General features: G+C 71.7%; 15 protein-coding genes. 7 read left to right on the plus strand and 8 right to left on the minus strand.

Translation table 11 applies throughout. The features are described from left to right. Nucleotides 1–32: 32 nt before the first annotated feature. The 3 genes from fadD8 to BJ993_RS22930 form a co-directional block, all read right to left on the minus strand. Nucleotides 33–1,631 (minus strand): fatty-acid--CoA ligase FadD8, encoded by a 1,599-nt coding sequence (gene fadD8, locus BJ993_RS22920; protein WP_179651462.1) that lies wholly within the window; start codon nt 1,629–1,631, stop codon nt 33–35. 49 nt (nt 1,632–1,680) lie between these two features. Continuing rightward, nucleotides 1,681–2,067 carry a hypothetical protein gene (locus BJ993_RS22925; protein ID WP_036546012.1) on the minus strand — a complete coding sequence of 129 codons (387 nt, stop codon included), beginning with the start codon at nt 2,065–2,067 and terminating at the stop codon, nt 1,681–1,683. A gap of 71 nt (nt 2,068–2,138) precedes the next feature. Continuing rightward, nucleotides 2,139–3,182 (minus strand): LLM class F420-dependent oxidoreductase, encoded by a 1,044-nt coding sequence (locus tag BJ993_RS22930; protein ID WP_179651464.1) that lies wholly within the window; start codon nt 3,180–3,182, stop codon nt 2,139–2,141. Nucleotides 3,183–3,262: 80 nt separating this feature from the next. Here BJ993_RS22930 and BJ993_RS22935 point away from each other — a divergent pair, with 80 nt between their 5' ends. From BJ993_RS22935 to BJ993_RS22965, 7 genes are all read left to right on the plus strand, one after another. Continuing rightward, a complete protein-coding gene (locus BJ993_RS22935) occupies nt 3,263–4,222 on the plus strand; it encodes a Zn-ribbon domain-containing OB-fold protein (RefSeq protein ID WP_179651466.1) in 960 nt (319 codons plus the stop codon). 16 nt (nt 4,223–4,238) lie between these two features. After that, nucleotides 4,239–5,306, plus strand: a complete 1,068-nt coding sequence (locus BJ993_RS22940) for a thiolase family protein (RefSeq protein WP_036546019.1) — start codon at nt 4,239–4,241, stop codon at nt 5,304–5,306. After that, on the plus strand, nt 5,306–6,469 hold the full coding sequence (locus BJ993_RS22945) for a thiolase family protein (protein WP_036546021.1): 1,164 nt from the start codon (nt 5,306–5,308) through the stop codon (nt 6,467–6,469). Before BJ993_RS22940 ends, BJ993_RS22945 begins: the two co-directional genes overlap by 1 nt. A 76-nt stretch (nt 6,470–6,545) precedes the next feature. Beyond that, nucleotides 6,546–7,283, plus strand: coding sequence for a DUF4190 domain-containing protein (locus BJ993_RS22950; protein WP_179651468.1), 738 nt, complete (start codon nt 6,546–6,548; stop codon nt 7,281–7,283). Nucleotides 7,284–7,292: 9 nt separating this feature from the next. Further along, a complete protein-coding gene (map, locus tag BJ993_RS22955; RefSeq protein ID WP_036546023.1) occupies nt 7,293–8,060 on the plus strand; it encodes a type I methionyl aminopeptidase in 768 nt (255 codons plus the stop codon). Between the two features lie 19 nt (nt 8,061–8,079). After that, nucleotides 8,080–9,039 (plus strand): hypothetical protein, encoded by a 960-nt coding sequence (locus BJ993_RS22960; RefSeq protein WP_179651470.1) that lies wholly within the window; start codon nt 8,080–8,082, stop codon nt 9,037–9,039. Nucleotides 9,040–9,080: 41 nt separating this feature from the next. Then, the gene (locus BJ993_RS22965; RefSeq protein WP_179651471.1) at nt 9,081–10,181 is read left to right on the plus strand and encodes a carboxylate-amine ligase; all 1,101 of its coding nucleotides are present in this window, start codon (nt 9,081–9,083) and stop codon (nt 10,179–10,181) included. On the opposite strand, the gene BJ993_RS22970 is transcribed toward BJ993_RS22965, so the two are convergent. The 5 genes from BJ993_RS22970 to BJ993_RS22990 form a co-directional block, all read right to left on the minus strand. Then, nucleotides 10,171–10,350 carry a hypothetical protein gene (locus BJ993_RS22970; protein ID WP_179651473.1) on the minus strand — a complete coding sequence of 60 codons (180 nt, stop codon included), beginning with the start codon at nt 10,348–10,350 and terminating at the stop codon, nt 10,171–10,173. The genes BJ993_RS22965 and BJ993_RS22970 overlap by 11 nt on opposite strands. Before the next feature lie 53 nt (nt 10,351–10,403). Beyond that, nucleotides 10,404–10,982 carry a PepSY domain-containing protein gene (locus BJ993_RS22975; RefSeq protein ID WP_179651475.1) on the minus strand — a complete coding sequence of 193 codons (579 nt, stop codon included), beginning with the start codon at nt 10,980–10,982 and terminating at the stop codon, nt 10,404–10,406. Between the two features lie 95 nt (nt 10,983–11,077). After that, complete coding sequence (locus BJ993_RS22980; protein ID WP_179651477.1) at nt 11,078–12,394, minus strand: sensor histidine kinase; 1,317 nt, start codon at nt 12,392–12,394, stop codon at nt 11,078–11,080. 1 nt (nt 12,395) lies between these two features. Further along, a complete protein-coding gene (locus BJ993_RS22985) occupies nt 12,396–13,073 on the minus strand; it encodes a response regulator transcription factor (protein ID WP_179651479.1) in 678 nt (225 codons plus the stop codon). Nucleotides 13,074–13,158: 85 nt separating this feature from the next. After that, a complete protein-coding gene (locus tag BJ993_RS22990; protein ID WP_036546041.1) occupies nt 13,159–14,394 on the minus strand; it encodes a cytochrome P450 in 1,236 nt (411 codons plus the stop codon). Nucleotides 14,395–14,491: the final 97 nt, after the last annotated feature.

Below are 14,491 nucleotides of genomic sequence, written 5' to 3' on the forward strand. Positions count from 1 at the left end.
CCGCAACGGTACCGGCGCGCCGGCGGCGGACCTCAGCCGACGGAGCGCTCGCCCGTCCAGAAGCGCGCGCGCAGCGCCTTCTTGTCGGGCTTGCCCAACGCGGTCAGGGGCAGCGCGTCGACCGCGATGACGTCCTTCGGGGACTGCACCGAGCCCTTGCGCTCCTTCACGGCCGCCTGGATCTCGGCGACGACCTCCTCGGTGAGCTCGTGCCCCTCGCGCAGGACCACGACCGCGGTGACCGCCTCGCCGAACTTCTCGTGCGGCGTACCGATCACGCCGACCTGGGCGATCGCCGGGTGCTCGGCGATGACGTCCTCCACCTCGCGGGGGAAGACGTTGAAGCCGCCCGTGACGATCATGTCCTTGGTGCGGTCGACGATGTACCAGAAGCCGTCCTCGTCCTCGCGCGCCACGTCGCCGGTGTGCATCCAGCCGTCGCGGAAGGTCTCGGCCGTGGCCTCGGGAAGCTGCCAGTAGCCCGCCGACAGCAGCGGGCCGGCCACGCAGATCTCCCCCGGCTCGCCCTGCGGCACCGGGTTGCCCGCCTCGTCCAGCAGCGCGGTCCGGAGGTACGCCGAGGGCCGGCCGCAGGAGGTGAGCCGGGACTCGACCGGGCGACCGTCGGCGTCGACGTGGTCGCCCTTCGGGAAATAGCTGATCACCATCGGCGCCTCGGACTGGCCGTAGTACTGCGCGAAGATCGGCCCGAACCGCTCGATCGCCTCCTTGAGCCGGACCGGGTTGATCGCGGACGCGCCGTAGTAGACGGTCTCCAGCGACGACAGGTCACGGGTGCGGGAGTCAGGGTGGTCCATCAGCGCGTAGAGCATCGTCGGCACGAGCATCAGCGAGTTGATCCGCTTCTCCTCGATCGTCTGCAGCACCTCGGCCGGGTCGAAGCGCGAGGAGACGAACAGGGTGCCGCCCTTGAGCACGACCGGCACGAAGAAGGCCGCGCCGGCGTGCGACAGGGGCGTGCACATGAGGAAGCGCGGCTCGGCCGGCCACTCCCACTCCGACATCTGGACCTGCGACATCGTCGAGAAGGCGCGGGCGGTGCCGATCACGCCCTTCGGCTTGCCGGTCGTGCCGCCGGTGTAGGTGATCGAGGTGATGTGGTCGGGCTCCAGCACGGCCGCCGTCAGGGTCCGCGGCTCGAAGGTGGCCGCGACCGCGGTCAGGTCCGTGCCCACCTCGGCGAGCTCCTCGGGGACCGGGCCGATGGTGAGGACCTGCTTGAGGCCGGGGCACTTGCCCAGCAGCTCGACCGCACGGGCGGCGAAGTAGGGGTCGATGACGAGCGTGGTGATGCCCGCGTCGTTGATCACGTAGGCGTGGTCGTCGGCCGAGCCGAGCGGGTGCAGCGAGGTCCGCTGGAAGCCCTGCGTCTGGCCGGCGCCGAGGATGAAGAGGACCTCGGGCCGGTTGAGCGCGAGCAGCGCCCCCGGCGTACCACGCCCGGCGCCGAGGGACTCGAACGCCTGGATGTACTGGGAGATCCGGTCCGCCGTCTCCTTGCCCGTGAGGGTCACGTCGCCCAGGTGGACGATCGGGCGGTTCGCATGCCGCTTGAGGGCGGCGACCATGAGGTGGCCGTTGTGGGCAGGGGTGCGCAGCGTGTCGGTCACGAGCGCAACATTAGAACGTGTTCTATTTCAGGGCAAGCAACCCGCAGCTTCAGCCCGCAGCCTTCTCGACCGGCGCGACGAGCGGCCGCACCCCACCGAGCCGGCGCTGGAACCGGACCTGCTCGGCGTGCGCGTCCAGCACGTCCCACAGGGCGCGGTGGGCGGCCCACGGCAGCGGGTCGCCGCCCGAGGCCCAGCGCTCGCCGAAGCTGATCCAGACCGGCGTCCACCCGGCAGCGCAGTCCCAGGCGCCCCGCTGCGCCTCGACCAGGCGGCGCCGCACCTGGAAGGCGGTGCGCGGACCGTCGACACAGATCGGCGCGGTCCGGACCGGCCAGACCCACAGGTCCAGCTCCATCAGCTCGATCTCGAGGTCGCGCAGCAGCGCAGGATCGACCAGCACCGTGGCGACGTTCTCGTGCGGCTCCCGCCTCATGCCCGGAACGCTAGTCGGCACCGCCGACAGCGGCCAGCGTTCCGGACAACCGGCTCAGCGGGGATCCAAGCTCAGGCGAGGACCTCGGCCACCTGACGCACCTCGGCGGCGCTGCGGCACGAGAGCAGCAGCGTGGTCACGCCGGTCTCCTCCCACTGCGCGACCCGCTCCCTCACCTCGGAGGCGGTGCCGATGATGTGCATGTCGTCGACGAGCTCGTCGGGGATGAGCGCGGTCGCCTTGTCCTTCTCCCCCGACAGGTAGAGCTCCTGCACCTGGGCCGCGAGCTCGCCGTAGCCCATGCGCGTGAAGACCTGGTTGTGGAAGTTCTGCTCCTTGGCCCCCATGCCGCCCATGTAGAGCGACACGAACGGCTTCATGGCATCGACGACCATCTGCTTCTGCTCGGCGTTCTCCACCACCTGCAGGTGGCAGGTCGCGGAGATCTCGAAGTCGGCGCGGGTACGACGGGCGCCGGGTCGCGCGAAGCCCTCGTCGAGCCACGGCTGGTACATCCCGGCACTCCTGGGCGTGTAGAAGATCGGGATCCAGCCGTCGGCGATCTCCGCGGTCTGGGCGACATTCTTCGGCCCCTCGGCCCCGAGCCAGATCGGCAGGTCGGCGCGCAGCGGGTGCACGATCGGCTTCAGCGGCTTGCCCAGCCCGACCGAGCCGGGACCGCGGTAGGGCAGCGGGTGGTGCGGTCCGTCGTTGGTGACCGGCGCCTCGCGGGCCAGCACCTTGCGGATGATCGAGACGACCTCGCGGGTGCGCGCGAGCGGCTTCTCGAAGGGCTGGCCGTACCAGCCCTCGACGACCTGCGGGCCGCTGACGCCCATCCCGAGGATGACCCGGCCGCCGGTGAGGTGGTCGAGGGTCAGCGCGTGCATGGCGATCGAGGTCGGCGTACGGCCGGACATCTGGACGATCGAGGTGCCGAGCCGGACCCGCGAGGTCTCCCGGCCCCACCAGGCGAGCGGCGTGAAGGCGTCGCTGCCCCAGGCCTCCGCGGTGAAGATCGCGTCGAAGCCGGCGTCCTCCGCCGCGGCGACGAGCTCACCGACGCCCTGCGGGGGCTGTGCGCCCCAGTAGCCCAGCTGCAAGCCAAGTTTCATGCTCCGCATCATGGCGGATCGACCGGATTCATTTCTAGAACATGTTTCACTTTCGAGCAGAACATGTTTCACTTTGGCCCATGAGCCGTACCTTGCAGGCGCCGGTGACGGTCGCCTTCGACTACACGCGTTCCACCGGCCCCGTCGTCGGTCGCTTCCTCTCCGGGCTCCGCGACGGCGTCGTCGTCGGCGGCCGCACCTCGACCGGCCAGGTCGTCGTACCGCCGCTCGAGTTCGACCCCGTGACCCACGAGCCGACGACCGAGTTCGTGGAGGTCTCCTCCGTCGGCACGGTCACCTCGTGGACCTGGGTGCCGGAGCCCGTGAAGGACCAGCCGTTCGACCGGCCGTTCGCGTTCGCCCTGGTCACCCTCGACGGCGCCGACGTGCCGCTCCTGCACGCGCTGGACGTGTCCTCGCCCGCGGAGGTCACCACCGGCATGCGGGTGCGCGTGCGCTGGGCCGCCGAGCGGGTCGGCCACATCAACGACATCGCGTGCTTCGAGCCCCTCGCCCCCGGCGAGGCCGACGCCCCCGTCCCCCCGGTCGCCTCCGATGAGCCGGTCACCGGCGTCGTCACCAAGGTGTCGCTCGACTACAACTACGCCGCCTCGCCCGAGGAGTCGCTGTTCTACCGCGGGCTCAACGAGGGCCGGATCATGGGCCAGCGCTGCCCCACCTGCCAGAAGGTGTACGTCCCGCCGCGGAGCGCCTGCCCCTCCGACGGCACGCCGACCGTGGAGGAGGTCGAGCTGTCGCAGACCGGCACCATCACGACCTTCTGCATCGTCAACGTGCCCTTCCTCGGCCAGAAGATCACCCCGCCGTACGTCTCGGCGTACGTCCTCCTCGACGGCGCCGACATCGCGGTTCTCCACCTCATCCTCGGCGTGCCCGCCGAGGAGGTCCGGATGGGCATGCGGGTCAAGGCGGTCTGGAAGCCGAAGGACGAGTGGGCGTACTCCCTGGAGAACATCGACCACTTCGCGCCGACCGGCGACCCGGACGCCGACTTCGACACCTACAAGCACCACCTCTAGAGAGGGACAACGACAGATGCGTGACGTCGCCGTCGTCGGGTTCGCCCAGCGACAGATGCCCCAGTTCGACGGGTCGCCGACCTGCGTCGAGCTCCTGGTGCCGGTCTTCAAGGAGCTCTACGAGCAGACCGGCTGGACCCGCAAGGACGTCGGGTTCTGGTGCTCCGGCTCCTCCGACTACCTGGCCGGACGCTCGTTCTCGTTCGTCCAGGCCGTCGACGCGATCGGCGTCATCCCGCCGGTCAACGAGTCGCACGTCGAGATGGACCTCGCCTGGGCCATGTACGAGGCGTGGATCAAGATCCAGACCGGCGAGGTCGACACCGCCCTCGTCTACGCCTTCGGCAAGAGCTCGGCGGGCGTCCTGCGGCGTACCCTCGCGCTCCAGCTCGAGCCCTACACGATGACGCCCCTGTGGCCCGACACCGTGTCCCTCGCCGGCCTCCAGGCCCGGGCGGGCATCGACGCGGGTGCCTGGGACGAGCGGGCGATGGCCGAGGTGGCGAACCGCTCGCTCACCGACGCGGAGAAGAACGAGCACGCCATCCGCAAGGGCGGCTCGTCGGTCGAGGAGCTGCTCACCCGCCCGATGTACGCCGACCCGCTGCGCAAGCACGACTGCGCCCCGGTGACCGACGGCGTGGCGGCCCTGGTGCTGGCCGCCGGCGACCGGGCCCGCGACGTCCGCGAGCGGCCCGCCTGGCTCACCGGGATCGCCCACAACGTCGACCCGATGGGCATGGGCGTGCGCGACCTGACCCGGTCCCCCTCCGCCCAGCGGGCCGGCGCCGCACTCGACCTCGGCGGCGTCGAGGTGGCCGAGCTGCACGCGCCGTTCAGCCACCAGGAGCTCATCCTGCGCAAGGAGCTCGGCCTCGGCGACGACGTCGTCATCAACCCGTCCGGCGGCGCGCTGGCGAGCAACCCGATGTTCTCGGGCGGCGGCATCCGCGTCGGCGAGGCCGCGCAGCGGATCTGGTCCGGCGAGGCCGACAAGGCCCTCGCCCACGCCACCAGCGGCCCCGCCCTGCAGCAGAACCTCGTCTGCACCCTGGCAGCCAGCACCGAAGGAGCACGGAACTGATGGGCAAGCAGCCTGCAGCGATCATCGGCGTCGGCCAGACGCACCACCGCGCGAAGCGCGAGGACGTCTCCATGGCGGGCCTGTGCCGCGAGGCGATCGACCGCGCGCTCCTCGACGCCAACCTGACGCTCGACGACATCGACGCGATCGTCGTCGGCAAGGCGCCCGACCTGTTCGAGGGCGTGATGATGCCCGAGCTGTTCCTCGCCGAGGCGCTCGGCGCCGCTGGCAAGCCCCTGCTGCGCGTCCACACCGCGGGCTCGGTCGGCGGCTCGACCGCCATCGTCGCGTCGTCGCTGGTGCAGGCGGGGGTCCACAAGCGGGTGCTGACCGTCGCCTACGAGAAGCAGTCGGAGTCCAACGCCATGTGGGCGCTGTCGGTCCCGCTGCCGTTCAACATGCCCGTCCACGCGGGTGCCGGCGGCTACTTCGCGCCGCACGTGCGCTCCTACATCCGCCGCTCGCAGGCGCCCACCCACGTGGGTGCGATCGTCGCGGCCAAGGACCGCAACAACGCGCTCAAGAACCCCTACGCGCACCTGCACAACGAGGGCACGACGGTCGAGTCGGTGCTGGCCTCGCAGATGCTCTGGGACCCGATCCGGTACGACGAGACCTGCCCGTCGAGCGACGGCGCCTGCGCACTGGTCATCGTCGACGAGGACACGGCGAAGTCCTCGCCGAACCCCGCGTGGATCCACGGCACCGTGATGCGGTCGGAGGCCACCACGGCCGCCGAGCGCGACCAGGTCAACCCGCAGGCGGGCCGCGACGCGGCGGCCGCGCTGTGGAAGCAGGCCGGCATCACCTCGCCCATCGACGAGATCGACGCCGCGGAGATCTACGTCCCGTTCTCGTGGTTCGAGCCGATGTGGCTGGAGAACCTCGGCTTCGCCGCCGAGGGTGAGGGCTGGAAGCTCACCGAGGCCGGCGAGACGGCCATGACCGGCCGGATCCCGGTCAACTGCTCGGGCGGCGTGCTGTCCTCCAACCCGATCGGCGCCTCCGGCATGCTCCGCTTCGGCGAGGCGGCCCTGCAGGTGCGCGGTGCGGCCGGCGAGCACCAGGTCGAGGGCGCCCGCAAGGCCCTCGGCCACGCCTACGGCGGTGGGTCGCAGTTCTTCGCGATGTGGGTCGTCGGCTCGGAGAAGCCCACCAACTGAGCACCAGCCGGGAGGTCCCTCCTCCGCGGCGTTCACTGCCGTTTCGACAGCGGGCGCCGCGGAGAGGCTTCTGGGCGTGAACGACCCCACCTCGTCGTACCCGCCGCCGCCCGGACCGATCCCTCCCGGGCCGTTCCAGCCGACCCCGGCGAGGCCGCCGTCCAACGGGCTCGCGGTCGCCGCCCTCGTGATCGGCATCGTCGCCCTGACCATCGCGCTGATCCCGATCCTCAACCTGGTCGGCGTCGTCGGCACGCTGGTCGGCATCCCACTCGGCATCGCGGGTGTGCGGAAGGGCCGCCGCGTCGGGCGGGGCACTGCGATGGCCGGCGCGGGCATCGCGCTGTCCGGCGTCGCGCTCGTCCTCTCGGCGGTGATCTCCTTCCTGTTCTGGCGCTACCTCGGCGACCTGCTCGACTTCGTGGAGCCGCCCGACCCGAGCGCCGAGATCGGTGAGGAGTTCGAGACCGATGGCGGCGACCTCGTCGTCACGGTCACCTCGCTGGAGTGCGGCACGGAGCCCGACGAGTGCACCTTCACGTTCGACGCCACCAACAACGGACACCGCTCGATCTCCCTGGACGACATCACCGTCAAGTCGGTCGTCGACGGCCAGTGGGACAGCGCGGACGTGAGCGATCCGGGGACGTCGAGCTACGGCGTCGACCTCGCGCCCGGGGAGTCGAAGTCGCTCACCGGCTCGGTCCGCGTCTACTCCGGTGAGCACCTCGACGGCATCGTCTTCGACGCCAACGACGCCTCCAGCCACAGCGCCGTCGTGGTCGATGCCGGTGACGCCTCGCCGGGTCAGTAGGCTCGCCCTGTGATCGAGCTGCGCACCCCGACCCAGATCGAGCAGATGCGTCCCGCCGGACGCTTCGTCGCCTCCGTGATCAAGGCCCTCGCCGAGAAGGCCGCCGTCGGGGTCAACCTGCTCGAGCTCGACGAGCTGGCGCACCAGATGATCAAGGACGCCGGCGCCGAGTCCTGCTACATCGACTACCACCCGTCGTTCGGTGCGAGCCCGTTCGGAAAGGTGCTGTGCACCTCGGTCAACGACGCGGTGCTGCACGGCCTGCCCTTCGACTACGTCCTCCAGGACGGCGACCTGCTCTCGGTCGACTTCGCCGCCTCCGTCGACGGCTGGGTCTCCGACTCCGCGCTCTCGGTCATCGTCGGCACGCCGCGCGAGGAGGACGTCCGCCTCATCGAGGTCACCGAGCGGGCCCTCGCCGCAGGCATCGCGGCCGCGCGGCCGGGCAACAAGCTCGGCGACATCTCCTTCGCGATCGGCAGCGTCGCCCACGAGGCCGGCCTCAAGGTCAACCTCCAGTTCGGCGGCCACGGCGTCGGCCGCACGATGCACGGCGAGCCGCACGTCGCCAACGACGGTCGCGCCGGCCGCGGACTCAAGCTGCGTCCCGGCCTGGTCATCGCCATCGAGCCGTGGTTCCTCCACACCACCGACGAGATCGTCTTCGACCCCGACGGCTGGACCATCCGCAGCGCCGACGGCTCGCGTGGCGCCCACGCCGAGCACACCGTCGCGATCACCGACGGCGACCCGATCATCCTCACCGCGCGCGACTGACGTCCCGGACCGACGCGCCGTGGCACTCTTCAGGCGCCGTCGGCGGGACGACGGCGACCGGACCCCCGCCCGGCCGGCCGACCCCGACGAGGCGCTCACCTTCCTCGGCGCCGAGGACGCCCAACGGGTCCGGGCACTCGTGCGCGATGCCTTCGCCCGCCGCGGCATCGAGGTCACGGTGTACGTCGACCACGTCGTCGACGACTCGGGGCGCCAGTTCGGCCTGTGGAACGTCGCGGCCGCCTGCCACCAGGACGATCGCGGCCGCTCCGCCTGGGCGGACGTCGTCGACCAGCACGTCGGCCGGGTGCTGGCCAGCATGGACGCGCCCGACCCGTTCGACGGGCTCACCCCCGAGCAGGCGCGGCAGCGCACCTACGCACGCCTCTACGAGCGCGACGGGATCCCGGACCTGACCGGCTTCCCGCACCAGGAGTTCGCCCCCGGCCTGGTCGAGATGATCGCCCTCGACCTGCCCGACGCGGTCGTCGTCTACAACGAGGAGCGCGCCGAGGCGTTCGGCGGCGCGGACCTCCTGCGCACGTGGGGGCGGGAGACCCTGCGCCGCGAGCCGGTCGAGCGCCACGAGCGGATCGACCTCCCCGACGGCGGCTGGTTCGACGTACTGCTCGGGTCCTCCGTCCACACCGCGAGTCGCGCGCTGCTCATGCCCTCGCTCGCGGCCGAGGTCGCCGGTGAGGAGGCCGGGCGCCACGGGTGGCTGCTCAGCGTGCCCAACCGCCAGCAGGTCGTGTGGCACCTGGTCCGCGACATCTCGGTGCTGCCCAGCCTGCAGGCGATGGCCGGCTTCGCGTCCGCCGGCTTCAGCGACTCCCCCGGCCCGCTCAGCCCCCACGTCTACTGGTGGGACGGCACGGCCTACCAGCAGCTGACGCGGATCGACGACGACGGCGCACTTGCGATCGTGGTCGAGGCGGACTTCCAGGCCGTCCTCGAGGAGCTCGCCCGCGACGCCTGAGCGCCGCGGCTGCGCATCGACGCCCCGGGTACCTCCCCGCCATGGTGCGCACCGTGGGGGTCGAGGAGGAGCTGCTGCTGGTCGACCCGCAGACCCGGACCGCCGCGCCACGCTCCCAACAGGTCCTGAAGTACGCCGCCGAGCACGGCATCGCGGCCCACGACCAGCTCGACCACGAGCTGTTCCGGCACCAGCTCGAGACGCGGACCCGGCCGGCGGTCGACCTGGCGGACCTGCGCCGCGACGTGATCGCCGGACGGCGCGCCGCCGCGTCCGCCGCGGCCGGCGTGGGGCTGCTGACCGCCGCCACCGGCGCCGTACCCCTGCCGGGCGGCCCGCCGAGGACGACGAGGGACGACCGCTATCTCGCCATGGTCGAGACCTACGGCGAGGTCGCGCGGCCGGGAGGGACGTGCGGCATGCACGTGCACGTCCACGTCGCCTCCGACGAGGAGGGCGTGACGGTGATCGACGGGATCACGCCCTGGCTCCCGGTCCTGCTGGCGATCAGTGCCAACTCGCCCTTCCACCACGGCCGCGACACCCGCTACGCCTCGTGGCGCTCGCACTCGTGGTCGCAGTGGCCCAGCGCGGGGCCCGTCGAGCGGTTCGGCTCGGTGGCTGCCTACCGCGACGTGAGCCGCAGGATCATCGCCTCGGGTGCCGCGCTCGACGAGGGCATGCTCTACTACGACGCCCGGCTCGCGCGCTCGCACCCGACGGTGGAGGTCCGGATCACCGACGTGTGCACCGATCCCGACGACGCGGTGCTCGTCGCCGCCCTGGTCCGCGCGCTGGTCTCCCATGCCGCGGAGCGCCCTGTCGAGGGCATCGCCTGGCGGGCGGAGCTGCTGCGCGCGGCCCGATGGCGCGCCGCGCGCTACGGCCTGGCCGAGCGCCTGCTCGACCCCGTGACCGGTGAGCTGCGGCCGGCACGGGAGGTGCTGGAGCACCTGCTCGCGACGGTGACCGAGCCGTTGGAGGACGCCGGCGACGCGGAGCTGGTCCAGGACGCGGTGGCCCGGGTGCTGTCGGAGGGGGGATCCGTCCGGCAGCGGGCGGCGTACGAGCGCAACGGCGGCAGCGTGGCCGCCGTCGTCGACGACCTCGTCGGGCGCACCAACGCCGCGTTCAGTGCGTGACGCCCCAGATGAAGCCGAAGACGCCGGCACCCACGCCGAGCACGATGATCGTCCACAGGGAGATCCACGCGAGCGTGTGCATCCCGTGCTGGTAGTGGTTCTCGGAGAACCCCTGGAACTGCTCCACGTTGACGTCGCTCATCGCGTCCTCCTGTCGGCCTGCGTCCACGACGGAACGCTACTGCAACTTCGGCCGGTTGGGTGTGAGGTCCGGCGTCGGGTTCAGCGGTCGGCGCGCTTCGCCACGACGGAGAAGTCGGCGGCCAGGTCGACGTCCCACTCGACACCCTTGGCGTCGCGGACCTCGGCCTCGTAGGCCACCCCCGGGTCGTCGCTCGGGTCGACGTCGACCACCGTGCCGCTGCCGACCGCCGCGAGGGCCGCCGTCTCCGCGGACGCGCGCTCGGCAGCGCTGAGGACCCGGTCGTCGGCGTCGGGCCGCTCGCCCACGTCGTCCCGGTCGTCGGCCTCGTCCCGGTCGTCCCGGTCGTCCCGGTCGTCCCGGTCGTCCTTGTCGACGGTGACGACGCCGAGCTCGGAGTCCAGGGTCACGTCGACCTCGCTGCCGTCGGCGAGCCGGACCTCGACCTCGTAGGCCTCCCCCGGGTCGTCGGCCTTCTCGACCTCGACGGCCTCGCCGCCGCCGGCCGCCTCGGTCGCCGCGGTGGCGACCCGGTCGCGCTCGTCGCCCGACACGTCGTCGGCCGAGGCCGCCCAGACGGTGCCGCCGACAGCGAGGACGGCGACGGTGGCGAGGGCGGGCAGGACGACGCGCTTGCGGCGCAGGGTGCTGGTCTTCATGGGAGATCTTCCTCTCGGTCCTTCTCGGGCTGGCTTGCTGCTCCGAGCCTGCCGGGAGGTCGCTGAACCCTTCCTGAACCCTCCTGAAGGTGGCTTCAGGAAGCACCCGACGGCAGTCGTACGACGAAGCGCGCGCCCCCGAGCGCACCCGACTCGACCGCCACCGAGCCACCGTGGCCGGCGACCACGGCGCGCACGATCGCCAGTCCGAGACCGCTGCCACCGGCATCGCGGGCGCGGGCCTCGTCGAGCCGGACGAACCGCTCGAAGACCCGCTCACGGTCGGCGGTCGGCACGCCCGGTCCGTCGTCGTCCACGGCCAGCACGACCGTCTCCCCGTGCTGCGCGACCGACACCGCGATCCGCGCCGCCGCATGCCGCGCCGCGTTGTCGACCAGGTTGCGGACCACCCGGCCCAGCGCCAGGGGGTCGCCGAGCACGCGCCCGGGTCCCACGCCGGTGGTGTCGGTGGCCAGGCCCGACCGGGCGACGCGTCGTACCTCCGCGAGGACGAGGTCGTCGACGTCGACCTCCGTGCGCGGCGTGCGGACGGGTCCCTCGCCCGCACGGGTGAGCGCGAGCAGCTGGTCGACGAGCGACTGCATCCGCTCGGACTCCACCAGCACGGTCTCCGCGAGCTCGCCCTCCGGGAGCGCGTGGGGATGGGCGTGCGCGACCTCGGCCGCCTGGCGCAGACTGGCGAGGGGCGAGCGCAGCTCGTGCGAGGCGTCACCGACGAACTGCCCCTGCCGTTCGCTGGCGTCCTGCAGCCGGCCGAGCATCGCGTTCATGGTGCGGGCCAGCCGGCCGACCTCGTCGCGCGCGGCCGGTTCGGGGACCCGGCGGTCGAGGCTGCTGCCACTGATCCGCTCGACCTCGGTGCGGATCCGCTCGACCGGGCGCAACGCCCGGCCGACGACGAGCCAGGTCGTCGCACCGACGACGAGGACGAGCACCGGGAGTCCGAGCAGGAGCGGCAGGGCCAACGCGGCGGTGGTCTCGTCGACGTCCTCGAGGGACACCGCCACGGCGACCTCCCCGCCCTCGGCCGTGTCCTCGGTGACGACGAGGTAGGGGTGCTCGCCCCCGGACAAGCGGGCTCTCTCCCCGTCCTCGGTCGGGATGGCGCCGCCGTTCAACGACGCCGACGCGGCGAGGACCCGGCCCTCGGCATCGGTGACCTGCCACACGACGTCGTCGGGCTCGTCGTCGGCCTCCCCCGGCGCCGGCAGCCCGCCGTCGTCGACCTGGCCGGCGATCGCGGCCGCCTGCTGCTCGGCCGTGGACTCGGCCGCGCCGTGCAGCGACGAGCGGACGGTCAGTACGAGCGCGACGGCCGCGATGAGCAGCGCGACCCCGACGACCACCGTGGCCGCGAGCGTCGTCCGGGTGCGGACGGAGGAACGACGCACGTCAGCCCCCGTCGCTCGCGAGCCGGTAGCCGGCGCCGCGCAGGGTCTGGATCGCCTCGCGCCCGAACGGCCGGTCCACCTTGTTGCGCAGGTGCCGGACGTAGACCTCCACGATGTTGGGGTCGCCGTCGAAGTCGCCGTCCCAGACGGCGTCGAGGATCTGGCGCTTCGAGACGACGTCGCCCTTGTGACGGGCGAGGAAGGCCAGCACGGCGAACTCCCGCGCCGTCAGGCTGACCGCGACCTCCCCACGCCGCACCTCCCGCGCCGCGGGGTCGACGACGAGGTCGCCGATCTCCAGCGCCGTCGGCCGTTCCCGCGCGCCCCGCCGGGCCACCGCCCGCAGCCGCGCCACGAGCACCGGGAAGGAGAAGGGCTTGGTCAGGTAGTCGTCCGCGCCGGTGTCGAGTCCCTCCACCTGGTCCCACTCGCCGTCCTTGGCGGTGAGCATCAGGATCGGTGTCCAGTTCTCCTCGGCCCGCAGGGTCTCGCAGACCTTGTAACCGTTGATCCCGGGCAGCATCAGGTCGAGCACCATGGCGTCGTACGCGTTCTCGCGCGCCAGCCACAGGCCGTCGGTGCCGTCGTGCGCCACGTCGACCGCGAAGCCCTCGGCCTCGAGGCCGAGCTTGAGTGATCGCGCGAGCCGCCGCTCGTCGTCGACGACCAGGACACGCATGCGACCTCCGGGAAAGCAGTTCAGGGCGGCCCCATTCTCACGGAGCCACCCTGAACCTGCGCTGAAGAGCGCCGGAGTACGACGCTCAGGCGTATTTGACCTGCATCTCCTTGATCGCGTTGAGCCAGCCCGAGCGCAGGCGGCGCGGCTTGCCCACCAGCTCGATGTCGGGCGCGAGGTCGGCGATCGCGTTGAAGATCAGGTTGATCTGCAGCCGCGCCAGGTTGGCGCCGAGGCAGTAGTGCGCGCCGTGGCCGCCGAAGGCGACGTGCGGGTTGTGCTCGCGCAGGATGTTGAAGGAGAACGGGTCCTCGAAGACGGTCTCGTCGAAGTTGGCGGACGCGTAGAACATGGCCACGCGGTCGCCCTTCTTGATCGCCTGGCCGGCGAGCTCGGTGTCCTTCTTCGCGGTGCGCTGGAAGACGGTGACGGGGGTCGCCCAGCGGACGATCTCGTCGATGGCCGTCTCCGGGCGCTCCTTCTTCCACAGCTCCCACTGGTCGGGGTGCTCGAAGAAGGCGTGCATGCCGTGGCTGGTCGCGTTGCGCGTGGTCTCGTTGCCGGCGACGGTCAGCAGGATCACGAAGAACCCGAACTCGTCGTTGGTGAGCGCGCCGTGGTCGTCGTCGGCGCCCACGCTGATCAGCTTCGTGACGATGTCGTCCTGCGGGTTCGCGCGACGCTCGTTGGCGAGCTGGTCGAAGTAGACGAGGATCTCCATGGACGCGACCGCCGGGTCGGCGCCGATGTCGGGGTCGTCGTACCCCATCATCTGGTTGGACCACTCGAAGAGCTTCTTGCGGTCCTCCTGCGGGACGCCGAGGAAGTCGGCGATCGCCTGCAGCGGCAGCTCGGCGGCGATGTCCTCGACGAAGTCGCCGGAGCCCTTCGCCACGGCAGCGGCGACGATCTCGCGGGCGCGCTCCTCGAGGACGGTCCGGAGGGCGGCGATCACGCGCGGGGTGAAGCCGCGGGACACGATGCCGCGCATCTGGGTGTGGTCCGGCGGGTCGTGGTGGATCAGCATGGCCCGCTGGACCTCGACCTGGTCGCGGGTCATGTCGGGGGCGAAGCGGATGATGACGCCGTTCTCCATCGCGGACCAGTTCTCGTTGTCCTTCGAGACCTGGCGGACCTCGGCGTGCCGGGTCAGCGCCCAGTACCCGGTGTCGAGGAAGCCGGCGCGCGCCTCGGGGACCTGCTCGATCCACCGGATCGGCTCGTTGGTCCGCAGCGCGCGGAACTCGTCGTGCGGCAGGGCCACTTCGTTGATGTCGGGATCGGTGGGATCCCATCCCTCCGGAATGAGGAGCTCGGTCACGGCGAACCTTTCGCAGATGGGGGTGGTGGAACACGTTCTAGACCCACCGTACAAAGCATCGCGGGATTACGAAAGGGTTTCGTTCAACGTTTCTCGC

The organism is Nocardioides aromaticivorans (genome assembly GCF_013408525.1).
Classification (GTDB): Bacteria; Actinomycetota; Actinomycetes; order Propionibacteriales; family Nocardioidaceae; genus Nocardioides; species Nocardioides aromaticivorans.